This window comes from Ensifer adhaerens, assembly GCF_028993555.1.
GTDB classification, from domain to species: domain Bacteria; phylum Pseudomonadota; class Alphaproteobacteria; order Rhizobiales; family Rhizobiaceae; genus Ensifer; species Ensifer adhaerens_I.
Window position 1 is genome coordinate 2,452,966 of sequence record NZ_CP118610.1, and the last position, 24,179, is coordinate 2,477,144.

The 24,179-nt window shown below is 63.8% G+C and carries 22 protein-coding genes; 6 read left to right on the plus strand and 16 right to left on the minus strand.

Annotation, left to right across the window (positions count from 1 at the left end):
• Positions 1-8: 8 nt before the first annotated feature.
• The 14 genes from PWG15_RS11980 to PWG15_RS12045 form a co-directional block, all read right to left on the minus strand.
• Positions 9-854, minus strand: coding sequence for a TIGR01459 family HAD-type hydrolase (locus tag PWG15_RS11980; protein ID WP_275019993.1), 846 nt, complete (start codon positions 852-854; stop codon positions 9-11).
• Positions 851-2,137 carry an FGGY-family carbohydrate kinase gene (locus PWG15_RS11985; protein WP_275019994.1) on the minus strand — a complete coding sequence of 429 codons (1,287 nt, stop codon included), beginning with the start codon at positions 2,135-2,137 and terminating at the stop codon, positions 851-853. The genes PWG15_RS11980 and PWG15_RS11985 overlap by 4 nt, the downstream gene beginning before the upstream one ends.
• Positions 2,134-3,186 carry a class II aldolase/adducin family protein gene (locus PWG15_RS11990; protein ID WP_275019996.1) on the minus strand — a complete coding sequence of 351 codons (1,053 nt, stop codon included), beginning with the start codon at positions 3,184-3,186 and terminating at the stop codon, positions 2,134-2,136. Before PWG15_RS11990 ends, PWG15_RS11985 begins: the two co-directional genes overlap by 4 nt.
• Before the next feature lie 11 nt (positions 3,187-3,197).
• The gene (locus PWG15_RS11995) at positions 3,198-4,733 is read right to left on the minus strand and encodes a glycerol-3-phosphate dehydrogenase (RefSeq protein WP_425536758.1); all 1,536 of its coding nucleotides are present in this window, start codon (positions 4,731-4,733) and stop codon (positions 3,198-3,200) included.
• Positions 4,734-4,745: 12 nt separating this feature from the next.
• Positions 4,746-5,408: a class II aldolase/adducin family protein gene (locus tag PWG15_RS12000; protein WP_275019998.1), complete on the minus strand. Its 663-nt coding sequence runs from the start codon at positions 5,406-5,408 to the stop codon at positions 4,746-4,748.
• A 10-nt stretch (positions 5,409-5,418) separates the two neighbouring features.
• Entirely contained in the window at positions 5,419-6,456 is a 1,038-nt protein-coding gene (locus tag PWG15_RS12005) for a 2-hydroxyacid dehydrogenase (RefSeq protein ID WP_275019999.1), read from the minus strand.
• Positions 6,453-8,030: an FGGY-family carbohydrate kinase gene (locus tag PWG15_RS12010; protein ID WP_275020000.1), complete on the minus strand. Its 1,578-nt coding sequence runs from the start codon at positions 8,028-8,030 to the stop codon at positions 6,453-6,455. Before PWG15_RS12010 ends, PWG15_RS12005 begins: the two co-directional genes overlap by 4 nt.
• Positions 8,030-9,154, minus strand: a complete 1,125-nt coding sequence (locus PWG15_RS12015) for an ABC transporter ATP-binding protein (protein WP_275020001.1) — start codon at positions 9,152-9,154, stop codon at positions 8,030-8,032. The genes PWG15_RS12010 and PWG15_RS12015 overlap by 1 nt, the downstream gene beginning before the upstream one ends.
• Positions 9,151-10,269, minus strand: a complete 1,119-nt coding sequence (locus PWG15_RS12020) for an ABC transporter ATP-binding protein (protein ID WP_275020002.1) — start codon at positions 10,267-10,269, stop codon at positions 9,151-9,153. The genes PWG15_RS12015 and PWG15_RS12020 overlap by 4 nt, the downstream gene beginning before the upstream one ends.
• Before the next feature lie 3 nt (positions 10,270-10,272).
• Complete coding sequence (locus PWG15_RS12025; RefSeq protein WP_275020003.1) at positions 10,273-11,130, minus strand: carbohydrate ABC transporter permease; 858 nt, start codon at positions 11,128-11,130, stop codon at positions 10,273-10,275.
• Positions 11,131-11,141: 11 nt separating this feature from the next.
• On the minus strand, positions 11,142-12,065 hold the full coding sequence (locus tag PWG15_RS12030) for a carbohydrate ABC transporter permease (protein WP_275020004.1): 924 nt from the start codon (positions 12,063-12,065) through the stop codon (positions 11,142-11,144).
• A 185-nt stretch (positions 12,066-12,250) separates the two neighbouring features.
• Positions 12,251-13,693: an extracellular solute-binding protein gene (locus tag PWG15_RS12035; protein ID WP_275020005.1), complete on the minus strand. Its 1,443-nt coding sequence runs from the start codon at positions 13,691-13,693 to the stop codon at positions 12,251-12,253.
• 117 nt (positions 13,694-13,810) lie between these two features.
• The gene (locus tag PWG15_RS12040) at positions 13,811-14,776 is read right to left on the minus strand and encodes a sugar-binding transcriptional regulator (protein WP_275020006.1); all 966 of its coding nucleotides are present in this window, start codon (positions 14,774-14,776) and stop codon (positions 13,811-13,813) included.
• Between the two features lie 232 nt (positions 14,777-15,008).
• Positions 15,009-15,779: a helix-turn-helix transcriptional regulator gene (locus PWG15_RS12045; protein WP_425536759.1), complete on the minus strand. Its 771-nt coding sequence runs from the start codon at positions 15,777-15,779 to the stop codon at positions 15,009-15,011.
• A 219-nt stretch (positions 15,780-15,998) separates the two neighbouring features.
• On the opposite strand from PWG15_RS12045, the gene PWG15_RS12050 reads away from it, so the two are divergent.
• From PWG15_RS12050 to PWG15_RS12070, 5 genes are all read left to right on the plus strand, one after another.
• Entirely contained in the window at positions 15,999-17,081 is a 1,083-nt protein-coding gene (locus PWG15_RS12050; protein ID WP_275020008.1) for an ABC transporter ATP-binding protein, read from the plus strand.
• Positions 17,082-17,149: 68 nt separating this feature from the next.
• Complete coding sequence (locus tag PWG15_RS12055) at positions 17,150-18,310, plus strand: polyamine ABC transporter substrate-binding protein (protein ID WP_275020009.1); 1,161 nt, start codon at positions 17,150-17,152, stop codon at positions 18,308-18,310.
• 286 nt (positions 18,311-18,596) lie between these two features.
• Positions 18,597-19,463 carry an ABC transporter permease gene (locus PWG15_RS12060; protein ID WP_275020010.1) on the plus strand — a complete coding sequence of 289 codons (867 nt, stop codon included), beginning with the start codon at positions 18,597-18,599 and terminating at the stop codon, positions 19,461-19,463.
• Entirely contained in the window at positions 19,463-20,281 is an 819-nt protein-coding gene (locus tag PWG15_RS12065; protein WP_029742634.1) for an ABC transporter permease, read from the plus strand. The genes PWG15_RS12060 and PWG15_RS12065 overlap by 1 nt, the downstream gene beginning before the upstream one ends.
• A gap of 4 nt (positions 20,282-20,285) precedes the next feature.
• Positions 20,286-21,047, plus strand: coding sequence for an SDR family NAD(P)-dependent oxidoreductase (locus PWG15_RS12070; protein ID WP_275020011.1), 762 nt, complete (start codon positions 20,286-20,288; stop codon positions 21,045-21,047).
• A gap of 7 nt (positions 21,048-21,054) precedes the next feature.
• Here the strand turns inward: PWG15_RS12070 and PWG15_RS12075 are convergent, their stop codons facing one another.
• On the minus strand, positions 21,055-21,858 hold the full coding sequence (locus PWG15_RS12075) for a class I SAM-dependent methyltransferase (RefSeq protein WP_275020012.1): 804 nt from the start codon (positions 21,856-21,858) through the stop codon (positions 21,055-21,057).
• A gap of 163 nt (positions 21,859-22,021) precedes the next feature.
• On the minus strand, positions 22,022-23,611 hold the full coding sequence (locus PWG15_RS12080; RefSeq protein WP_275020013.1) for a winged helix-turn-helix domain-containing tetratricopeptide repeat protein: 1,590 nt from the start codon (positions 23,609-23,611) through the stop codon (positions 22,022-22,024).
• A gap of 110 nt (positions 23,612-23,721) precedes the next feature.
• On the opposite strand from PWG15_RS12080, the gene PWG15_RS12085 reads away from it, so the two are divergent.
• Positions 23,722-24,165: a cupin domain-containing protein gene (locus PWG15_RS12085; protein WP_275020014.1), complete on the plus strand. Its 444-nt coding sequence runs from the start codon at positions 23,722-23,724 to the stop codon at positions 24,163-24,165.
• The last annotated feature ends 14 nt before the right edge of the window (positions 24,166-24,179 follow it).

Below are 24,179 nucleotides of genomic sequence, written 5' to 3' on the forward strand. Positions count from 1 at the left end.
ACTCCCGGCTACCAGAGAAATTTCGGAAGGATGAAGTCGGGGCTGGCGCCATGTTCGGCAAAAAGCTTGCGGCGCTCCTCATCCGAGGCATGATCGAGTATCCCGGTCGTCACCAGCACGGAATGAAGCCCGGCGCTTGCTGCACCTGCGATATCGTGCTCGATGCTGTCACCGATCGCACAGACCCGTGCCGGGTCGGGGTGACCGAGGAAATCGAGGGCCGCGGCATAGATGTCGGCGAAGGGCTTGCCGATCCAGCGCACCCGGCCGCCAAGTTCCTCGTAAAGTTCGGCGATGCGGCCGGCACCGAACGCGGTCCCCGTCTTCGTCAGCATCACCTTGTCCGGATTGGTGCAGAGGCAGGGAATGCCGCGCTTGGCCGCCGGCGCCAAAAGCGCCTCGTAGTGGGAAAGCGGATGAACGTCACCCTCGCTCGCCGAGAGCAGCACGACATCGGCATCCGCGCCGCTGCCGGTGCGCTCAAGATCAAGCCCCTTGATTGGCGAGAGATCATTGTCGCGACTGATCAGCAGGCACCGGCGCGGCGTGCCTGTGCTGCCTGCATCGTCTCGTTTGAGGATCTGCCAGGCGACCTCGCCCGAGGTCAGGAACCAGTCCCAGCTGCCGGCGGCAAAGCCGATGTCGACAAGGCGGCGGTCGTTCTCCGCCGAGCGTTTTCCCGAATTGGACAGGATGACGATGCGCTTTCCGGCATCCTTCAGCCGCACCAGCGTTTCGGCCGCCCCCGGATAGGGCCCGCGCCCGTCGCGCAGCACGCCGAACTGGTCGATCAGGAAGGCGTCGTAACGGTCGGCGATCGCGCCAAGCCCGGCGATGGTTTCGAGACCGGTCACAGCACACCTGCCTTCCTGGCACCGGCGAGCGCAAGCCGCGCCGTGCCGGCGGCAGCCTCTTCGGAGAGAACCGACAACAATGGCACCCCGAGTTTGCGAGCACGGATCGCCGTCCAGGCGGCATTCTTGGCGCCGCCGCCGACGCTGCGCAGCGAACGGAGCGGCGGGCCGCCAAGTGCCGTCAGCCGCTGATAGGCAAGGCTCTCGACCCCGGCAATACCTTCGAAAATCGCCTTCAGGAAAGTGGCATCATCGGCCGGCCGCGGGCTCATGCGTGGCGGATAGTCCGGATCGGAGATCGGAAATCGCTCACCGGGTTTGATGAGCGGATAATAGTCGAGCCCAGCATCGACAGCCGGATCGATCTCCTCCGACAGTGCTGCGATCCGCTCTGGCGAAAAATGTTCGGCAAGAACCACGCCGCCCGTGTTCGAAGCCCCACCCGCAAGCCACATCTCACCGATGCGATGGCTATAGAGCCCGTATTCCGGGGCAAACAGCGGTCGGTCGGAAAGCAGCTTCACCGTGAGCGTCGTGCCCAGCGCGCTGACACCGTCACCCGGCTGCTCCGCCCCCGTTGCGAGAAACGAGGCGCACCCGTCCGTGGTGCCGGCAACGATCACCACATCGCCGGAAAGGCCGAAGGCTTCGGCCGCGGCCGGGCTGATCGTGGCGACCGGCGCACCGGCGGGCAGCACGTTCGGCAGCAGATCGACACGCGCGCCCGTCTTCTCGATCCAGTCTGGCCAGGACCGCGTTACCGGATCGTAGCCGGTCTTCAACGCGTTGTTTTCATCGGAGACATCGTAAAGCCCGCTGAAATGACCGGCGAGCCAATCCGCCTGATGGATCACGCGAAACGCACCCGGCACCATCTGGAAGACGAGAAATTTTGCAAGGCCGGATGTCGCACCATGCGCAGCGCTTTCGCGCGGCGCATGAGCAGAGACGGCATCGAGGAGCGCGCGGTCGGCAACCGGATCATTGTACATCATCGGTGTCGCCAGCGGCGCGCCGTTTTGATCGACCGGCAGCGTCGTGCCGGAAGTGCCATCGACCGCGACTGCTGCAACGTTCCGCCTGTCGATGCTCCCGAGCGTTTCCTCGAGGGCGGCCTGCACCGCCTTCCACCAGCCGATGGGATCGCGGTGATCCGCGGAGAAGGACGAGAGTTTCGCCGCGCCAGATGCGACCGCACGCCCATCCGCAGCCATAGCAACCGCCCGTGCACCCGAGGTACCGATGTCAATGCCAATAACAAGTTTGCGATCGTCACCGCTCATTGCAGCACCTGTCCGGCGCGGTTGAGCTGCTGGCGGTACTTCTCCGCATCCCAGCCGAGAAGTTCCGCGTTTTCGGCTTCCGTCAGGTAGCGCAGCCGCGCGTCCGCCGGAATGCGCGCTGTCACGTCGGCGAGGCACCGCGCCATCGCGAGGGCGCCGGCGGAAATCTCCTTCTGTACCAGCACGCCCTTGCCGGGGAAAAGCAAGAGAGGAGACAGGCTCTCGCCGGCCGCGCGCCGCTTCTCCTCGATCGACAAGGCAGTCTCTCCGGGAGCAGCGACCACGACGCCCTTGCCGAGAAAAATCACATGATCGGGATAGAGGCTGCCGCCGGCCGCAAGCCGGCAACTGTCGAGATCAGCGGCAACCGTGTGCAGGCAAGCATCTTCCGGCAGCCGATAGTCGCTATCGACAGCAAGCCGCGAAAGCGCGGCGAGATCGGCCGTCGGCGCTTGCCGCCGCTGCCCGGTCAGGCGGCGCGTGATGTCGGTCAAAAGGATCGACGCATCCGCAACAGTTTCTGCGGCGACGACGAGGCCATGGTTGCCGAGGACCAGCACTGACGTATTGTCCTGCAGCCGCTCGGCTATCGCCCTGGCAAGCGGCAATCCCGGCCGAGCATAGGGCACGAAGACATGTGGATAGCCGGCAAGCCGCTCGGCGGCGATTGCGGCACCATTGGTCTGGACTGCAGCCGCGATCGTTTCAACGCAATGGACGTGAACGATGACCCTCTGCGGCATCAGCGCATGCACCGTCGTCTCGATCGAGGGACGCAAACCGGACGGGTTCTGCGCGGCGATGACGAAATCCTGCGCCTTCTCCGTTGCCGGATCACCGCGCTCCAGCGCATCGAGCAACGGATCGAGCGCCACAGGCACCATCACGTCGCGCTGGCGGGCATGGGCGAGCCACAGGCCCGAGGCCTTGATCCAGAGCGCCCCGCCCTCCTTGATCGAGGTGTTGCCGCCCGCCCCCTGCACCAGCAGCGGGTCGGCCCCGACGCGGGCCGAAAGATCGAGAAGCGCTTCGAATTCCAGGCTTCGCATCCATGTCTCCTTCAAGCGGCCGCCTGCTGGCGTTCAAGCCAGTGAGTAAAGGCCTGCCGTTCAGCCGGCGTCATGTGCAGACCATGCTTTGTCCGGCGGTCGAGAATGTCGTCCGCCGTCAGCGCCCATTCGTTTTCGATGAGGAAACGCGCTTCGCGTTCGCGCAAATGCGGACCGAAAGCCGGCCCGAGATCGTCGAGCGATCCCGCTCCGGAAAGCAACGCATGCGCCCTGGTGCCATAGAGCCGCGCATAGTGCTTGACGAGATCGGTCGGCAGAAAGCGGTAGCGCGCCTTGAGATCACCCAGGAACTGCTCGAAATCGGCATCCGCCATGTCACCACCCGGCAGGTGCGCCGAAGCCGTCCAGGCCGGCCCCATCTTGGGGAAAAAGGGCTTCAAACGCTCCAGCGCGTGTTCGGAAAGCTTGCGGAAGGTGGTGATCTTGCCGCCGAAGACCGAGAGCAGCGGCGCCTGGCCATCGGCCGCATCGACCTCGAAAATGTAGTCGCGGGTGACTGCCGAAGGGTTCTCGGCATTGTCGTCGTAGAGCGGACGCACGCCGGAGAAGCTGTAGACAATATCGTCAGACGTAAGCTGCTGCTTGAAGTAGCGATTCACCGATTTCAGCAGATAGGCGATCTCGTTGTCATCGGCGACCACATCCTCCGGCCGCCCCTCATAGGGGATATCCGTGGTGCCGATCAGCGCCAGGTCGTTCTGGTAGGGATTGATGAAGATCACCCGCTTGTCCGGGTTCTGCACCAGATAGGCCTGTCGCCCCTCCCAGAATTTCGGCACGACGATGTGGCTGCCCTTGACCAGGCGCACGCTACGGCTGGAGTTCAGCCCGCCGATCCGGCCGATGACGTCGTTGACCCAGGGACCGGCGGTGTTGACGACGCACCGCGCCTTCACCTCGGTCTTCACGCCGGTGCGCGTATCGGTCATCTCGATATGCCAGAGCCCGTCCCGCCGGCGGATCGCGCTGCAGGCGGTGCGGGTCAGTACCCGGGCGCCGCAGGCGCGGGCGTCAAGTGCATTCAGGACGACGAGGCGTGCGTCATCCACCCAACAGTCGGAATATTCGAACGCCTTGCGGTATTCGCGCTTGATCGGCGCGCCCTCCGGCGCGGTCGAAAGGTCGAGGCTGCGCGTCCCCGGCAGGCGCTTGCGTCCGCCGAGATGGTCGTAGAGGAAGAGCCCTAGACGCACGAGCCAGGCCGGCCGATCTTCAGGGTTATGCGGCAGCACGAAACGCATCGGCCAGATGATGTGCGGCGCGGAGTTGAGCAACACTTCACGCTCGATCAGCGCCTCGCGCACCAGGCGAAACTCGTAGTACTCGAGGTATCGCAGGCCGCCATGCACCAGCTTGCCCGAGCGCGAACTCGTCCCCTGGGCCAGATCGTCTTTCTCGCACAAGAGAACCGAGAGCCCTCGCCCGGCGGCGTCGCGCGCGATGCCCGCGCCATTGACGCCGCCGCCGACGATGAACAGATCATATACTCCGGTCTCGGAACTCAACGCTGTCGCTCCTGTCGCCATCGCAGCCATGCCTCACGCCGCCTTCGTCTTGTCCTGCAGGCCATAGGTGGAGAAGGCCTCGATCACACCGGATATCTCGGCCTCCGACAGGATCACCGGGCCGCCGATCAGTAGCGTGTGATAATATTGCTTGGCGATCGTCTCGAGCTCGACCGCTGCCCACATCGCCTTCTCCAGGCTGGCGCCCGTTGCAATCATGCCGTGGTTCGCCATCAGGCAGGCGGTCCGGCCGTCGAGCGCCCTGAGCACGCTTTCGGAAAGCGCCTTGGTGCCGTAGCGCTCGTAGTCGGCGACGCGCACGTCACTGCCGCCGAAGGCCGCGATCATGTAATGGCAGGCCGGGATCGGCTTGCGGGCGATCGCCAGGATGGTCGAATACATCGCGTGGGTGTGCACGACCGCGCCGACTTCCGGTCGTGCCCGCAGGATATCCAGGTGGAACGGCCATTCGACCGAGGGTTTCTTCGGACCATCCCAGGCGCCGTATTCGCCGTCGATCGGCATGGCGACGATCATGTCCGCCGTCATCTCGCCATAGGGGATGCCCGAGGGCGTCACCAGCATGGTGTCGCCGTGGCGCAGGCTGATGTTGCCCGAGGTGCCCTGGTTGAGCCCGATGGCGTTCATGTGACGGCAATGGTCGACGATCGACTGGCGCAGTTCGCGTTCGCTCATGGCCGTCACCTCAACAAGGATGAACCGGCGGCAGGCCGGCGATATAGCGGCGGACTTCCTCGGCCGCCATTTCAGCGGCGAAGGTCACGGTGCGCACCGAGGCGCCGGCGATATGCGGCGTCAGCGTCACGTTCGGGAGCTGCAGCAACGGCCAGTCCTCCGGCACCGGCTCTACGGCAAAGGTCTCCAGCATCGCCGCCGAGAGATGCCCGTTCGCCAGGTTCTCGTAGAGCGCATCGTAGTCGCAGAGCGGCCCGCGCGCCGTGTTCACGAAGATCGCGCCCGGCTTCATCTTCGCAAAGGTCTCGGCATTCATCATGTTCCGGGTCTCCTCCGTGACGCGCGGATGCAGCGTGACGAGGTCGGAATGGGAGAGCAGAGTGTCGAGCGAGGCCTGTTCGACACCGGCATTGAGATCGTCGGCCGACAATTGCACATAGGGATCGTGCACCAGCACCTTGGTGCCGAAGGCGCGCAGCAGCCGCACGACCTTGGTGCCGATATTGCCGTAGCCGATGACGCCGACGGTCATCTCCGAGAGTTCGCGACCGGTGCGGTCGGCTCGGTAAAGATCGCCGCGCCATTCACCCTTGCGCAGCGCCTCATGGCCGGTGCGGATCAGCCGCGTTTCGGCGAGGATGGCGCCGAGCGTGAATTCGGCCACTGCGCTCGCATTGCGGCCGGGCGTGTTGACGACGCGAACCCCGGCGTCGCGCGCCGCCCCCATGTCGATGTTGACCGGGCCGCCGCGCGAAACCGCGACGAGCTTCAGACCGGGCAGTGCTGCCAGCATCCCCCGGGACAGTGGCGCCAGTTGCGTCACCAGGATTTCCGCGTCACCGATGAATTCGACGATATCCTCGGGCTTGCCGAGGTACTCCTTGAGCCCATCCATGCCTTCGACGGCATAGCCGTGCTCCATCGGCACATCCGGCCAGGGCAGCTCGAGCGTGCGGATGTCATGGCCGTTGCCGGTCGCCTCGACGATCTTGTCGCGGAATACGTCCGGCAGCATGAACCGGTCGCCGATAATGGCTATCTTCTTCATTTCGGTCTTTCCTGTTGGTTTCCGGCGTCAGCACTTTGGGAGAGTGCGTGCCAGACGGGTCTGAGCGCTGTTCGCGACTGCTGGTAGGCGGGGAAGAGATCGTCGTAGCGGCTGCTAAGCACCGGATCGGCGGCTTCCGCCGGTCGTTGATAGGGGGTGACCCAATCTCCAAGGCAATCGGCCATCGAGGGATAGATGCCGAGCGAGACGGCAGCGATCATCGCAGCGCCCGCGGCCCCCGCCTCTTCCCGCTCGCTCGTCTGGACGCTGGCGCCGAGCGCCGCTCCAAGGATGCGGCGGAGCGATGCGCTGCGCGCGGCACCGCCCGTCAGCCGGATACGCGACGGCAGCGGCCCCATTTCCGCGTAGCAATCGCGCGCCGCCATGGCGAGCCCGTCGAAGACCGCCTTCACCATGTCGGGAAAGCCGTGGGTGATCGAGAGGCCGACGAAGGACGCGCGCGCCGAAGCGTCGACGAACGGCCCTCGCTCGCCGGCATCCGAGATATAGGGCTGGAAGATCAGCGGCGTCTCCTTCGCCTCGGCCAGCCAGCCGTCGACGTGGGCGAGCAACTCGCTCTTGGATTTTTCGACGCCCATGCCCTTGAGCAGGCCTGATGCCACCGACAGGATCCAGTCGATATTGAGCGTCGCCGCCATGTTCGACTGCATCTGCGCATAGGTGCCCGGGATCGGCATGCACATGGTGTAGCCGGTCAGATCCCGGTTGAGCCGCACGTCGTCGGCGCCATTGGCAAGCCGCATGTGCATGCCTGTCGAACCGACGATCGAGCAGCCGGTATCCGTGCCGGGATCATAAAGCCCTGCGCCTAGCGCCGTGCAGACGACATCGACGTAACCGAGCACAACAGGCGTGCCCTCAATGAGGCCCGCAATGCGGGCCGCTTCGGCCGAAAGCAGGTGGTGGGTGGAGGCGCCGTCGACGATCTCCGGCAGCACGTGTTTCAGCTTTTCGAGGCCGAGGAAGGCGATGACGTCGTCGTTGTAGGTCCGGGTGCGGAAATTACCGAAGCTGAAATTCGCTTCGGACGGATCGGTCGCACGCTTGCCCGTCAGTTTGAAATACAGCCAGTCCTTGCAATGGAACGTCGTTGCGACGCCCGAGAGCATCTCGGGCGCATGGTCGCTCATCCAGCGCAGTTGCGGCCCCTGCTGGCAGGCGGCAAGCCCCGCGCCGGTGCTTTGAAAGCGGGCGATATCGCCGCAGTCGGCGCGCAGCCGCTCCACCGTTTCGCCGGCGCGCGCGTCGAGCCAGAGCCAGCCCTTGCCGACAGGCTCACCCGTCTTGTCGATCATCCAGGTGCCATCGCCCTGACCGGTGACCGCGATCGCGGCAACGCGGCCGGCGAGGTTTTCGATCTTGTCGGAGAGCTGCTTCAGCGTCGCAGCGGCGTCCACCCAGGTGCGTTCGAGATCCTGGACGCTGCCGGCACGGCCGACCGCCTCATAGGCGTTCGGCAGCGCCGCCATCGCGATCTGTCGGCCGCGGAGATCGAAGGCCACCGACTTGATGACCGACGTGCCCGCATCGATGCCGATGAGGATGTCCCGCATCAGGCAAGCTCCTGTCCATGGCTGATCGCCCGGCCGCTCTCGCCGTCAAAGACATGCAGGCTCGACGGATCGAGATGAATGCCGATCGGCTGGCCGACATCAAGCTCGGTGCGATCATGCTCGACCAGCACCATTGTCCCACCGGCAAAATCCGCCGCGATATGGGTCTGGTCGCCGAGCCACTGGTTGACGGCGACGCGGCCGGTCACGCCGTCGGCGCTGCGGCGCACCGAATAGGGACGGATACCGAGCACGACCTTCTGCCGCTTTACCAACGCATCGCGCACCGCATGCGAAAAATCGGAAGCCGGATATTCGAGCCGCACGCCATCCTTGAGGCCGAAGGCGACCTTGCTCTCCGAGCCGGAAACGCTGGCCTCGAAGACATTCATCGGCGGCTCGCCGACAAAGGTTCCGGTGAACAGATTGGCCGGCCGTTCCTTGATCTTCTGCGGCGTATCGAACTGCTGCAGCACACCGCCTTCCATGACGGCAATACGGTCGGCAAGCGCGTTGGCTTCCGTCTGGTCATGGGTGACGAGGATCGCCGTCAGCCCGCGCTCCTTGATGTAATGCTTGATGCGGCCTCGAAGCAGCGCGCGCAGCTGAGGCTCGAGCTGCCCCATCGGCTCGTCCAGCAGATGCAGGTTGGCATCGCGGATCAGCGCCCGGCCGAGCGAGGCGCGCTGCTGCTGCCCGCCGGAAATCGAGCTCGGGTAGCGCCCGAGAATGTCCTCGATTTCGAGCAGCTTGGCGATGCCCGCCACCTTCTCGTCGACGACGGCTTGCGAGAGCTTCGAGGCCTTGAGAGCGAAGGCAATGTTCTCGCGCACGGTCAGCGGCGGATAGAGCGAATAGCCCTCGAACGCCATGGCGACGTTGCGGCGCACAGGCGGCAGGGTGTGGACCGCTTTGGCTGCAAGCGAGATCGTGCCGCGCGAGACCGCCTCGAAGCCGGCGATCATGCGCAGCGTCGAGGTCTTGCCGCAGCCGGAGGAGCCGAGCAGTGCGATGATCTCACCCTTCCTGACATCCATGTTCAGCTTCTTCACGGCATGCACGCCGTAATCGACGGGGCCGTAGAACTTGTCGACGTCCTTGATCAAAAGAGCGGTGTCGGTCATGCCGCTTCTCCATTGCGCTTGGCTGCGATGTCGGCGCGCGGCAGCAAGGTGCCGCTCGTCTTGTCGAAGAGAAAGGCCTGGCTGCCATTCACGGCAATATGGGCAGGTCCCGTGGTCGGACCAGGCGTTCCGGCCGGTCGCGACACCAGGATTTCACGGCCACGGGCGGTGAGCGCCAGCGTCACGGTTTTCTCGTTGAGTGGGGTCTCCGCCTCCACCGTCACGGGAATTGCGCCTGACACTGCGGCATCGACAAAGCTGATCGCCTCCGGGCGCAGGCCGAGCACGCACGGACTGCCGACGACATCGGCGCCGTAATCGGCCAGCCGCACCCGGACATTCGACAGTTCGACGAAGACACCCTCGCCGCCGCGCTGCGGCGTAACCTCGAGCAGGTTTATGGTCGGATCACCGAAGAGCCGTGCGATCTCGATATCGGCCGGCGCGTTGTAGATTTCCTGCGGTGTGCCGATCTGGCGGATGCGGCCGGCCGCCATCACCGCGATCCGGTCGCCGAGCGCCATCGCTTCCTTGTAGTCCTGCGTGACGTAGACGACGGTGGCGCCTTGCGCTGCAAGCAACCGCGGCAGTTCCAGCCGCATCTCGAAGCGCAGCTTGGCATCGACGTTGCGCAAGGGATCGTCGAGGAGAAGCAGTGGCGGCGAGCCGACGAGCGCGCGGGCAAGTGCCGTGCGCTGCTTCTGGCCGTTCGACAGCGCCTTCGGGTGATGCGTCAGCACGTGGTCGATCTTGAGGAGCTTCGCGACCTTCTGCACGCCCGCCGCGATCTTCTCCTTCGACGATCGCGTTGCCGTCAAGGGGCTCGCGATGTTGTCGAAAGCGCTCATGTGCGGGAAGAGCGCGAAGTTCTGGAAGGCCATGCCGACACCGCGGTGCTCGGCATCGACATCGGTCATGTCTTCGCCGCCGATCAGCACCCGGCCCTCGTCCGGCTCGATGACGCCGGCCACCAGCCGGAGCAGCACGGTCTTGCCGGCGCCCGACGGGCCGAAGAGCACCAGACGCTCGCCATCGGCGACGTCGAGCATCAGGTCGTCGAGAACCGTCTGGCTCTTGTAGCGCTTGACGATGTTCTTCAGTTGCAGCGTGGTCATGAGTTACCCTTTCACCGCGCCGAGCGACAGGCCTTCGACGAGGTAGCGCTGGGCGTAGAGTGCAAGTGCGAGCGTCGGCGTGACCGAAAGCACGATGGCGGCCGCAATCTGTCCGTACTGGATGCCCGAGGAGGTGACGAAGGCGAGCGCGCCGACCGTCACCGGCTGCTTGTCGGCAGATGCCAGCACCAGCGCGAAGACGAAGTTGTTCCAGGCAAAGATGAAGGCGAGCAGACCGGCAGCGGCAATGCCGGGCCCGGCAAGCGGCAGCGCGATCTTGCGGAAGGTCGCAAACCAGGAATGGCCGGCGATGCGATAGGCATATTCAACGTCGGCGGAGATGTCCTCGAAGTAGCCGCGCACGATCCAGAGGATCAGCGGCAGGCAGATCAGCTGGTAGACCCAGATCAGGCCGAAGTAGGTGTTGGAGAGGCCGAGCCACTGGAAATACTGCGTCAGCGGCAGCAGAACCAGCAGCGGCGGCGCGAAGCGGAAGGAAAGCAGCGTGAATGCGATGTCTTCCGATCCCTTGAACTTGTGGCGGGCAAAGGCATAGGCCGCGGGCACACCGAGCACCAGCGACACCGCAACCGACGCCACCGAGAGGAAGATCGAGTTGCCGAGATTGCGCATGAAGGCGATGTCGAGCGTACCGGCCGCCGTCTGCAGCTTGCCGGTGATCAGCGCCGCATAGTTCGAAAGCGTCGGTGAGAACACGACAGACGGCGGGATCGCCAGGATCGTCTCATTCGTCTGGAACGACATCAGGAAGATCCAGAAGATCGGGAACATGAAGAAGACGACGACCAGCGTGAGGGCGAGACCGCGTAAGATCCGTTCGAGCGGAGACATGGTTTCCATTGGTCCCTCCCTTAAGCTTCGCCGCGAGCGCGTTCGCGCAGCCGCAGCCAGTTCTTGATGAAGACGTTGGACAGCGTGTAGGTGATCGCCCACAGGATGATCAGCAGTGCCGCCGACCGGCCGACATTGGTCGACTGGAAGAAGTTGAGATAGGCCTCGACCTGGAAGACGGTGAGCGTGTTGCCGGGTCCGCCCTGCGTCATCGCGTAGATGATGTCGAACTGCTGGATGCTGTCGAGCAGCCGGAAGAGCGTCGCCGTCAGGATATAGGGCGTCAGCATCGGCAGGGTGATGCGGAAGAACACGAAGCTGCGCGGCACGCCGTCAAGGGCTGCGGCCTCGAAAGGCTGCGTCGGCAGCGAACGCAGGCCGGCCAGAAGCAGGATCATGATGAACGGCGTGTAGACCCAGATGTCGACGAGGACGACGGTCAAGAGTGCCGTGTCCGGCGAGGACGCCCAGCGGAAATCATGCAGCCCGATCAGGCTCGCGAGATAGCTGAGGATGCCGAAGCTCGGATTGGTCATCAGCTTCCACATGAGCGCGGCCAGCGCCGGCGCGATCATCAGCGGCAGGAGCAGCATGATCGAGATGAAGTTGTTGACCGTCGAGCGCCGCTGCAACAAGAGCGCGATGCCGAGACCGAGCAGCAATTCCAGCGTCACGGTAATGCCGGCATAAAGCAGCGATACCTTCAGCGTGTTCCAGAAGGCCGGGTCGGTGAAGAAGTTGAGGTAGTTTTCGCCCCAGTTGAACTGGCGGCTCCAGGGCTGGCTCAGCCGGTAGCGCTGGAAGGAATAGATCACCGCCGTGAAGAACGGGATGAGGATGCCGATGCACACAAGCAGCGCCGGCAGGCTCAGCACGTAAGGAAGCATCTTCCTGCTGATCCTGAAACCGGAGGCCGGTCTGCGAAGGGTTTCTGTTGAAGCCATGTCGAGCTCCGTTCCTGAAGTCTTTAAAGAGCACGCGGCACGCGGGAGCCCTCAGGCGCCGCGCCAGTCCCTCGGCATCTCGGATTGATTTCGGTGCGACCTCAAGCGGATCGCAACAGGCCGGCTCAGCCGGCATCTCGGGATGCCCGGCGCTCGCAAGCGCCGGGCATCGCTTGGGAGGCCTATCAGCCGAGACCCGCCTCTTGGAGCTGGCGGTTGATGCTTTCTGCAAGCTGGTCGAGCCCTTCATCGATAGGCACCTGCTTGGCGACCATCTTCTGCAGCGTCGCCGCCCATTCGGTGGTGACGTCGAAGAACAGCGGCTGCGGTGTGAACTTGATGGAGGCGCCGGCGGCCGAGGCGTCGAACATTTCGACATAGCCCGGATACTTGCCGTTCAGCTTCTCGCGGAAGATCTCGTCCTTCCAGATCGACTGGCGAACCGGATCGACGAAGTCCATCTTGGTGGCACCGAACAGCGCATGTTCCGGACCGGAAGCCCACTGCAGGAAGTACCAGGTGGCGTCCTTGTCCTTGGAGAAGTTGGACATGGCCAGCGACCAGATCCAGATGTTCGGCGTCGAGGCCGTCGCCTCCGGGTTGGCGGCAAAGGCGGCATAGCCGAGCTTGCCGGCCATTTTGTTGTCGCCGCCGTTCATGAAGTAGCCTAGGCAATCGGCGTCGAAGATCATGGCCGATGCACCGGCGCCAAGGTCGGTGCCGACCTGGTACCAGGTATAGGTCGACCAATCCTTCGGACCGCTTTCCTGGATCATCTGCACGAACTTGGCGTGATAGGCCTTGGATTCGGCGGTGTTCATCGCCGCTGAAAGCTTGCCGTCGGCGCCGACGTTCAGATCCTTCTGGTTGAAGTTGGCGTAGCCCGACAGGAAGCCCGGATGGATCGTCGCCCAGGAGCGCGAGCCGCGCACACCGATGCCGTAGATGCCGCCGATGTCCTTCTGCAACTTGGCTGCAACCGAAATCATGTCGTCGAGGTTCTTCGGCAATTCGACGCCGGCCTTGTCGAACATCTCGCGGTTATAGGTGATGTTGTTCTGTTCGAACGCCCACGGAATGCACCATTGCTTGGCATCCGCCGAACCGAGTGCTCCGCCCGGCTGGCCGTTCCAGGCGCAGGAGTTCTTCACGCCTGCGAGGAAATCGTCCCAGTTGTAGTTGGGGTTGGTCTTGGTCGGGTCCTTGATCCATTCGTTGAGGTCGGCAATCCAGCCGGCCGGACCATAGGTCCAGGTCATGTAGGCACCGGTCATGAAGGCGTCGTATTCGGCCGAGCCGGACGAGAGCGCCGCGGTCACCTTGTCGAAATAGACATCTTCCGGGAACACGTCATAGGTGACCTCGATGCCGGTCAGGTCCTTGAAGGCCTGCAGGTTGGCGATCATCGCGTCAGCGTAAGGGTGCTTGTTCAAAAGCAGCTTCAGCGACTTTCCGGAATGCGCCTTCCAGTCGAAATCGGCGGCGAGCGCCCGGGTCGACATCATGTTGAACAACGTGCCGGCCGTGCCGGCCGTCAAGCCTGCCGCGCCCAATCCCTTGAGCATGCCGCGGCGGTCCACCTCCCCACGCAGGAATGCGCTGATGAGGTCCTTCTCCTTCTCGTACATTCGTCTTCTCCTCCGTTGCGGGTATGATTGCGACTGCCGGCTACCCCACCGGTATTCCTCCCTTTGGAGCAGACGGCAGATCCTCCCTGCCCTCCCATGCCCCGAATTCTCAGCGCCTCATGCGCCGTCCGCGGCAAGCGCCCGCGCAGTCCGCTCGTCGGTGATGAGCCCGCTCAAATGCCCGCTGGCGAGCACGGCGCGAATGGCCGGCACCTTGATCTTGCCGCCGGCAACGGCGACCGTGCGGCGGTTCTTCAGGTCGTCGCGGCTGAGCGTGAAGGTTCGGTCCGACAGCGCGGTCTCTACCGGCCGGCCGTTCTCGTCGAAGAAATGTCCGAGCAGTTCGCCCATCGCCCCGCCCTTCTGGATTTCCTCGATCTCGCTCATTTCGATCATGCCGGTCGAGACCAGCGACGCCTCGCGCTCGACGGTGCCGATGCCGACCATCAGCAGGTCGGCGGTCTTGGCGAGATCGAAGACCTCGCGCACGCCGCGCTGGCTGAAGAGCACGTCGCGATCCTCGACGGTGTTGGCGAAGAACGGCACCGGCATGACATAGGCCTCTGCTCCCGTGCGCTCGGCGAGCCGGTGGATCACGTCATGCGGGTTGGCCGAGAACTTGCGGGTAAGACCGCCGAGCAGCGAGACGAAGCGGGTGTTGCCGCTCGCCATGCGCGGCAGATATTCGACGCAGGCCGCAAGCGTCCGGCCATGGCCGACGCCGACCAGCGCCGTCTCGCCGCGTTCGATCTCGCGCTTCAGGAACTGCGCGCCGGAGATGCCGAGCGCCTTCAACGGCAGCTCGTCGGAATCGAAGTCCGGCACCACCTCGCAATAGTCGAGGCCATAGCGCGCCGAAAGCGCCTGTTCGAGCTCGACGCATTCGGAGACTTCGCCGTCGATATAGACCTTCACCAACCCTTCCTGGTTGGCCTTCATGATCAGCCGGTGAGCCTTGAGCGAGGTGAGGCCCAGGCGCTTGGCAACCTCCGCCTGGGTCAGGCCTCCGGCATAATGCAGCCAGGCCGCCCGCGTCGCCATGCTGGTCTCGTCGTCACGAATGCCTGTCCCACCAATCGTCATTGTCTCCACCCGGCTTTGTTGCGTTGCATGATATTTTTTGCAGCGCGTGATATTTTTATCCGTTGATGAAAGAAATTTCATGGCGTGAAAAAAATGTCAATAGCGATCGACAGCGCGATCGATCACGTTTGTGGAGGAATGGGATTTGGGAGAGCCGGCATCGACGGGCGTGGCGCGCGTCGGGGCACCGCTTTGGGCGAACATGCAGTGTGATGGGCGCGTTTTGGCGCGGCTACTGCCCGAGGTTTCTCAGATAGAGCGACAGCAATTGCGTCTGCGAGGAAATACCGAGCTTGCGATAGACGTTGCGGCGGTGAACTTTGACTGTGCCGGTGGAGATGCCGAGCCGGAGGCCGATCGATTCCGACGAATGGCCTTGCAGCACCAGTTCGATGATCGCGGATTCCCGTTCCGTGAGGTTCAGATGCTGCCAAACACCATCGGCCGGGGGATGCGTCGCCTTGCGCTTGCTGCGCCCGGTTTTTGCCAGCGCCGCATCGAACCGGCGGCCAAGCCCCCCCCAGTGGTGACGTACCAGCGCCGAGACCAGCGGCTCGACCTTCTTCAACAGGGCGAACTCAGCGGCGCTGAACGTGCCGGTCGCCTCGCGCCGCATCAGCGAGAGCACGACGGTAATCTGCTCGTCGACCGGCACGAAGAAGCCGACTTCCTCCGCGAGCCCCGTCTGCACATAATAGGTACGGTAGTATTCGCTCGAGAAGAACCGGTCGGGCGCAAGCTCCCGCATCCGCCACACACCCGGCTTGCCCTGCGACGCCGCGTGGTAGAACGGATCGAGCAGGTACGGTCCCGCCTGATAGAGGCTGACGAAGAGCACATGATCTTTGGCGTTGAAGGTGCTGAAGAGATCGATCGGCCGCTCCTTGCCGCGATAGGCGAAAACAACGACGTAGTCGAACGTCATCAGCGTCGACATCAGCTGGCGATAGGCCGTGCCGACGGCCTCGTCCTCCAGCGGCGTACCCGCCACCAGCGGCGCCATGGCCTGAAATAGTCCTTCGAGATCGACGCTCAAACCGCTCCCCCGGCCGATGCCAATTGGTTCAGGGTATACTCCTCACATAAGGCATATCGCGTTGAAATACCTCTCTCGGGGTATATACCGGCAGGGCGCGCGGTGACTAGGCTGCGTATCAATGACGGTGGAGCGCCGGGGCGGGAGATTCCTGGCGACATCCGAAAACAACCGCAGGGAACAGACGTGACATCCGCTTCGACGAACGACATCGAATTCCGTTCGGTCGCCAAACGTTATGGCGCCGTGACGGCCGTTTCCGACATCAATCTTGAAGTGCCGCGCGGCGCCTTCATGGCGCTTCTCGGCCCGTCGGGCTGCGGCAAGACCACGTGTCTGCGCATGATCGGCGGCTTCGAGCAGCCGAGCGAAGGCACGGTCTTCATCAGCGGCGAGCCGATGAACGGCGTCGCCGCCTACCGCCGCCCGGTCAACATGGTGTTCCAGCACTATGCGCTGTTTCCCCATCTCGATGTCGAGCAGAACGTTTCCTACGGCCTGAGGCAGATGCGCCCGCGCATCGCCAGTTCAGAGATTTCGCGCCGCGCCAAGGAAGCGCTGGAGATGGTGCGGCTCGGCGGCTTCGGCAAACGCCGCATCCACGAAATGTCCGGCGGCCAGCAACAGCGCGTGGCGCTTGCCCGCGCCATCGTCAACAAGCCGAAGGTGCTGCTGCTCGATGAGCCCTTGGCCGCCCTCGACAAGAAGCTGCGCACCGCCATGCAGATCGAGCTGCAGACGCTACAGCGCGAACTCGGCATCACCTTCGTGCTCGTCACCCACGACCAGGAAGAAGCGCTGTCGATGAGCGATTTCGTCTGCGTCATGAATGCCGGCCGCATCGTCCAGGTCGGACCGCCGCAGGAAATCTACGACCGGCCCGCAAGCCTGTTCGTCGCCGATTTCGTCGGCAAGACCAACCGCATCGATGCCACCGTCGACGGCGCTTCCTCGCTCGTCCTTGCCAACGGCGCCCGCTTTGCCGCCCCCGCCGTCAACGGCGCAAAAGGCGCGGCAACTGTGGCGCTCAGGCCCGAGGCAATCCGCTTGACGCGCAATGGCGCGGCAAGCGCGGAAGCGTTGGCCGGCACCGTCACCCACCGGATTTTCCTGGGCTCGGCGGTCGAATACTCCGTCGCGGTCGACGGGCTTGGCGACTTCCTGGTCACGGCCGACCGCCGCACGCTCGGCGACAGCGAGCTGGTCGAGCCCGGCGAAAAGGTCGGCCTCGCCTTCGATCCGAACGCGCTGCACGTCTTTCCAGCCTGAACTCTCCCGGTCTCACCACCGGTTCTGCCGCCTACGCATGAACGTCAAACGATAAAGGGAACAGCGTCATGAGCAAATGGTACAGAGAAAATGCCCCGATCACCGCCGATCAGCTCGCCGACGAACTGATGCGCCTGAAGCGCGGCTCGGTCACCCGCCGCCACTTCCTCGGCGTCACCGGCCTCGGGCTTGCAACCGCCGTGCTCGCCCGCCAGCCGGGCCTCTTCAATTCCACCGCCTTTGCCGGCGATCTCGGCACGCAGATGTCGATCGCCACCTGGCCGAATTATCATGACCCCGCCACCTTCGAAGCCTTCCAGGCAGCAACCGGCGTTGCCGTCGAGGTCAACGTCTTCGGCTCCAACGAGGAAATGCTCGCCAAGCTCCAGGCCGGCGGCACCGGTTGGGACCTCTTCGTTCCCACCAACTATACGATCTCGACCTATGTGAAGCTCGGCCTGATCGACGAGCTCGATATGTCCAAGCTTCCGAACTACGACGCCGCAACCGAGACAGCACGTTTCACCAACGAAGGCACCGTCGACGGCAAGACCTATGCCGTGCCGAAGAACTGGGGCACGACCGGCATTGCGCTGAACTCCAGCAAGATCAAGAAGCCCGTGACCAGCTGGAAGGACTTCTTCGAGATCGCCATGACCGAAGCAGACGGCCGCGCCATGGTGCATGACTACCAGCTGACAACCATCGGCAACGCGCTGGTCTCGCTCGGCTACTCCTTCAACTCGATCAAGCCGGACGAACTCGCCAAGGCCGAGGAGCTGCTGATCAAGGTGAAGCCGCATCTCTACGCCATCAACAGCGACTACCAGCCGTCGATGCGCGCCACCGATGCCTGGATGACCATGTGCTGGACCAATGACGGCGCCCAGCTCAACCGCGACATGCCGGAGATCCAGTTCGTACTCGGCAAGGACGGCGGCGAGATCTGGTCGGACTTCTACGCGATCCCGAAGAGCGCGGCCAACAAGGCGGCCGGCTACGCGCTGCTCAACTACCTGATGGCGCCGGAAAACGCCATGAAGGAGCACATCGCCAACGGCGCGCCGACCACCGACAGCCGTGTGATGAAGCTGCTGCCCGCCGATGTCACCGGCAACAAAATCGTCTATCCGGACGAGGCCTCGCTCACCCCGCTCGAATTCGGCGCTGCGGTCACCCTCACCGACCCTGGCCGCGCCGAACTGATGGCGCGCTTCAAGTCGGCTTGAGCGAAAAGCTGGCGTCTCCCGGCGAGGGAGCGCCCCTTCGACTGCGCCGTGAGGAAATTGCCCCTCATCCGCCTGCCGGGACCTTCTCCCCGTTCTGACGGGGAGAAGGGACAAGCGGCGGACTCCCCGCCCCCTCGCTTCTGCCGGAAGAGAGGGACCGAGCGCGCCGCAAGTCTCCTTCTCCCCACCTGCGGGGAGAAGGTGGCCGGCAGGCCGGATGAGGGGCCTCCCTCACCGGGCAGCAAGCGGCCGAAAATACGACTGAAACTCGAACGGATACCATTTCATGACCGCGGCAACGAACACGAAGAGAAACCTGGTAACGGCGGCGCTGGTGGCGCCGGCTGCGGCCTGGCTGATGATCTTCCTCGTGCTGCCCTTTATCGCCATGCTGGTCTTCGCCTTTGGCGAGCGCGCACCGGAAGGCGGCTATCAGGCGGCCTTCACCTTTGCCCAGTTCGCCAACCTGCCGACCCGTGCGGCGGCCTTCTGGAACACGCTGATCCTGGCACCGGTCGGCGCGCTCGCCTGCCTGCTGATCGCCTATCCGGTCGCCTACTACCTCGCGGTCAAGGCCAACCCGCGCTATCGGCTAATTCTGGTGTCGCTCGTCGTCGTACCCTTCTGGACCAGCCTGCTCGTACGCACCTACGCCTGGATGTACATCCTCGGCTCGCGCGGCATCCCGAACCTGCTCTCGATGATCGGCATCGAGGACGTCAGGATGCTGAACACGCCCGGCGCAGTGCTCCTCGGCATCGTCTACGGCTACCTGCCGCTGATGATCATGCCGATTTACGTGAGCCTCGAAAAACTCGACCGCCGGCTGCTTGAAGCCTCCGCCGATCTCGGAGCCAAGCCGGTCTCCACCTTCTTCGGCGTCACCCTGCCCTTGTCTCTGCCGGGCGTGATGACCGGCGTCGCACTCGTGACCATTCTGCTGCTCGGCGAGTATCTGATCCCGCAGTTGCTCGGCGGCGGCAAGGTGTTCTTCATCGGCAATGCGCTGGTCGATCTCTTCCTGCAATCGCGAAACTGGCCGTTCGGCTCGGCGATCGCCGTCACCCTCGTCGCCGTCGTCGTGGTGATCCTGATGGTGGCGATGCGCATTGCCTTCCGCGTCGCCGGCACAAGACAGGTGGATCTCGTCTGATGCGCGCCTTCATCTCCTCCGTTTACCTCTTCCTCTACGCCCCGATCGCGCTGGTCGTGCTGTTCTCCTTCAACGCCGGGCGCAACGCCAGCGAGTTCACTGGGTTTTCGACCGCTTGGTACGGCAAGGCGCTTGGAAACACCTTCCTCGTCTCGGCGCTGCAGAACAGCCTGCTGATCGCCTTTACCAGCGCCACGCTTGCCGCGATCTTCGGCACCATGGCCGCCCTTGGCATGGAGCGGATGGCGCCGCGCAACCGGGCGATCTTCGATGCGCTCTTTGCAGCCGCAATCGTCGTGCCCGGCGTCGTCATCGGCATCGCGACGCTGGTTGCCCTCGTCGCCGTCTTCTCCTTCGTCAATCCGGCGCTGGCAACGATCTGGCCCGGCGACCAGCCGCCGCAGCTCGGCCTTGGCTACGGCTCGATCATCGCCGCCCACGGCCTGTTTTCCATGGCGCTGGTGACGATGATCGTTAAGGCCCGCATCGCGAGCCTCGGCCGCGATATCGTCGAGGCATCGAGCGACCTTTACGCGACGCCGCTCACCACCTTCCGGCTGATCGTGCTGCCGCAAATCCTGCCCTCGATCCTCGCGGGCTTTCTTCTGGCCTTCACCTTCTCCTTCGACGATTTCATCATCGCCTTCTTCGTCGCGGGCTCGAAGACCACGCTGCCGATCTACGTCTTCGCCTCGATCCGCCGCGGCGTGACGCCCGAGATCAACGCGATCGCGACGCTGGTGCTCGTCGCCTCGCTGCTTCTGATCCTGACCGCCCGCATCCTGATGCGGGAAAAGAAAACGAAATCCGGGGAGTGAAACCATGATCCTGAAAGAGCGGGTCGCGATCGTGACCGGAGCGGGCTCCGGGATCGGTCAGGCGGGTGCGGCCATCATGGCGCGCGAAGGCGCCCATGTCGTCGTCGTCGACCGCAGCCTCGCGGCAGCCGCGACCGCCGTCGAGGCGATCGCCGCCAACGGCGGCAGCGCCGAGGCGCTGGCGATCGACGTGACGGACGACACGGCGCTTTCCGACGGCATTGCCGATATCCTCTATCGCCACGGCCGCATCGACATCCTGCACAATCATGCCGGCGCCCAGGTTGCGGGTGATCTCGAAGAGGTCGAGGTCGCGGGTTTCGATCGCTCGTGGAACCTCAATGTGCGCGCCCATTTCATGGCCGCGCGCCTCGTCATGCCGTCGATGCGGGCCGCCGGCCGCGGCGTCATCGTCAACACCTCCTCATCTTCGGGCGTGCTCTACGACCGCGAGATGATCGCCTATACGACGACAAAACACGCCGTCATCGCCATGACCAAGCAGATGGCCGGCGACTACGCCCGCCACGGCATCCGCGTCAACGCGCTCTGCCCCGGCTGGGTCGACACCCCCTTCAACGACCCTTTCATCGCGCAAATGGGCGGCCGCGGGGCAATCGAATCCTATATCCGCGAGAAGGTGCCGCTCGGCCGCTGGGCCAGCGTCGAGGAGATCGCCGAGTCGATCCTCTTCCTCGTTTCCGACCGCTCCTCCTACATGACCGGCCAGATCCTGGTGGTCGATGGCGGCGAGACGGTGGTGTAGCGAGCCGTTAGGACGGAACGATACCCCGGCAGGCCCACGCAACCGCCGCAAAGGACCGCGGCCCGTCCGGCTGGCCGGCTTCGTAGGCGGCGCGAATGGCCGCGTCGAGCTTCGTCCGCATCCCCGCATCCAGTGAGCCGACATACTTGCCGAGCGGCCCTTCGCCTGCGGCAATCGGCTCCCAGAAATCGGCGAAGGACTGATAGTCCATGCGGATCAGGAGCGAGGTCTGCCGGACGTCCGCGAGGCCATTCGCGACAAAGCTCTGCATCATCTCGCCCGGCCGCATCATCGGCTGGAAACAATAGCGACTGCGAACCTGCTCGGCATTGCCATCGAGCATCGCCGCCACATCGAGTACCATGCGCATGCCCGGCATGCCGCCGAAGTGATCCCAGACAGCGGCGGCAACGACGCCGCCCGGCCGTACGACACGGCGCATCTCGGCGACCGCCTTTCCCGATTCCGGCACGAAGTGCAGCACCAGCAGCGCCATCGCCCGGTCGAAGGATGCATCGGCAAAGGGCAGCGCGCAGGCATCGGCCTGCTGGACTTCGATCCGCGGATCGCTGTTCGCCTTGATCGTCGCCTCGACGAAGACGGGCGAGAAGTCGATCGCGGTAATCTCGCTGATATCGGCTGCATGCGGCAGCGCAAAGGTGAGGCTGCCCGTGCCGCAGCCGACGTCCAGCACCCGCTCTCCGTCGGCAACACCCGCAAAGTCGATGAATGGCGGCGCAAGCTGCCGGCTCCACCGACCCATCAACTGTTCGTAGCCGGCAGCACTCTGCACATTGAAGCTCGATGTCATGATCGCCTCCGGGCAGTGAGGCGTGCATTGTAACGTGTGGCAGGCGCGACACCAAGACACCGGCTCACCGCTCGAGCGCCGTCAGCAGAAACGGTGGAAGGTACGTCGTCAGATCGCCTGCGTGAGCGGGCGTGATTTTTGAGAATGGCAAGCAGCAAGGAAGTCAGGAAGGTTGAGGCGTCTGAAGCAAGTTGCCCGGGATTTGTTGCAACAATTCCGTCAATCGTTTCTGCCAATGCGGATTGCGCTGTCTTAGCGGCTCTAGAGCGTCGCCTGACACGTTCTCCATTTCGCTCATCAAGGCGCGCGATGATCGAGCCTCTGCAAGACGCCCGGCAGCCGCATAACAGCAGGCCAGCGTTTCTTGGACCGGCCGCCATCCGGGGCGCACCTTTTGGGCCTTCACGGCAGCAGCGAGCGCGTTTGTTCCATCGCCTGCAAACAGGTGGGCGAGCGCCAGAAAATTCAGCCAGACGAAGTTCTGCGGGTCATTGGCGTTCAACATGAGACCGTGTTCCAGCGACGCTATGGCACCGGACGCGTTCCCCCTGAACAGCTCCGCCATTCCCAGGACAAGATGGCCAAGGGCGAAACTCGGGCTGATCTCGATCGCCCTTTCGGCGGCAAGGACCGCCTGCTCGGGCGCATTCGCATACGCGCTGCAGATTGCCAACGCATAGTGTGTGTACGGGTTCTTTTCGTCGAGCCGAACGGCCGCCAGGGCAGCGTCCAAACCCTCCCTGATGTCCTTGGAAGCATGCTCGCTCCATTCATAGGCGACGATGCCTGCGCTCACGCGACCAAGCCAGAGATGCGCTTCGGCAAGCTCGGGATCAAGCCGACGCGCCTCCCTGAATAGCTCTCGCGCCATTAAGTGGGTCTGCTGGCCAACCTGGTGAAAATACCAGGTCCCCTGCCGCACGATCTCCCATGCCGTCAAATTTCCCGTGTGCCGCGACGCCGCGGGGAGTGACGCCGTCTTCAGCAGTTCTGGTTTAATCGCGCCTGCAACTCTCTCTGCGATGGCGTCTTGAACTGCGAATGCCTCTTCCATTTTCAGGTCGTACCGTTCGGCCCAGACCTGGCTGGCCGAGGTGGTCTCGACCAGTTGCGTGGAGACCCGAAGACGGCCGCCGGAGCGGCGCACGCTTCCTTCGAGCACGTAATCGACATCCAGGTCTCGGCCCACCTGCTTGGCACTCACCGACTTGTGCTTGTAGACGAAACTTGAATTGCGCCCGATGACTCGAAACCACCGAAATCTCGTGAGCGCGGTGATCACATCTTCGGTGATGCCATCGACGAGATACGACTGTTGCTTGTCACTGCTCAGATTCGCAAACGGTAGGACCACGATCGATGGTCTGCCCCGGTTCGCGGGCGAACTTGGCAGTGCCGGCGACGCATCAGCGGCAACCGGATGCAGGCTATTCACCCGGGCGGCAAAACGATACCCCGCACGCGGCACGGTGGCGATCCATTCGTTACCCTCCGGTTGAGGGCCCAGCATCTTGCGCAAGGCAGCGATCTGAACCGAGAGATTGCTCTCCTCGACGACAGCCGCGGGCCAGGCTGCTTCCATCAGCGCGGACTTGCTCACGACCTGCATCGACGCTCGCACCAGCGCGTGCAACAGCAACAAGCCCTTATGGCCAATCGCGACACGCCGCCCTTTACACGTCAGTGCGCCGCGCTGCATGTCGAGGATGAATGTCCCGAACGCGAACAGTTGCGGCTCGACGCTATCGGCCACGACGTCTTCGGAAGAATTCGGAACTTTTCGCCCTCCCATTCAGGACTCCAGCCGGTCTTCTTGCGATCCTTTGCGTAGGTCGACCAGACTACCACAGAGGAGACCGAAACATGACGATTTCAGAAGAACGAACCGACGCGCGTCCAGGCTTCTCGCGGGGCAAGGCCCTCGTATCCAAAGGGGACGCCGGTTACCAAGCTGAACAGGGGCCCGATTACCTGCCCGGCATTAGTGCAGAGTCAGTTGGCTCTACCGCACTGTGGCTCGGCATCGCTACGATCCCGCCCGGAAAGCGCACCAAGGCGCATGTGCATGAGCGCCACGAAACTGCCTTCTACATGTTGAGCGGTGAAGAGCTGGAACTATGGAGTGGCGATCAACTCCAGCACCGGGATGTGATGCACCCAGGAGACTATCTGTACATCCCCGCCAACGTGTTGCACGTGGCCGTCAATCGAGCTGCCCAACCAGCGGTATTTGTCGGGGCGCGCAACGAGCCAACCGCGCAGGAGAGCGTTGTTCTTTATCCTGAAATGGATTCCCGAGTGCCGTGACAGGTGTGAGACTG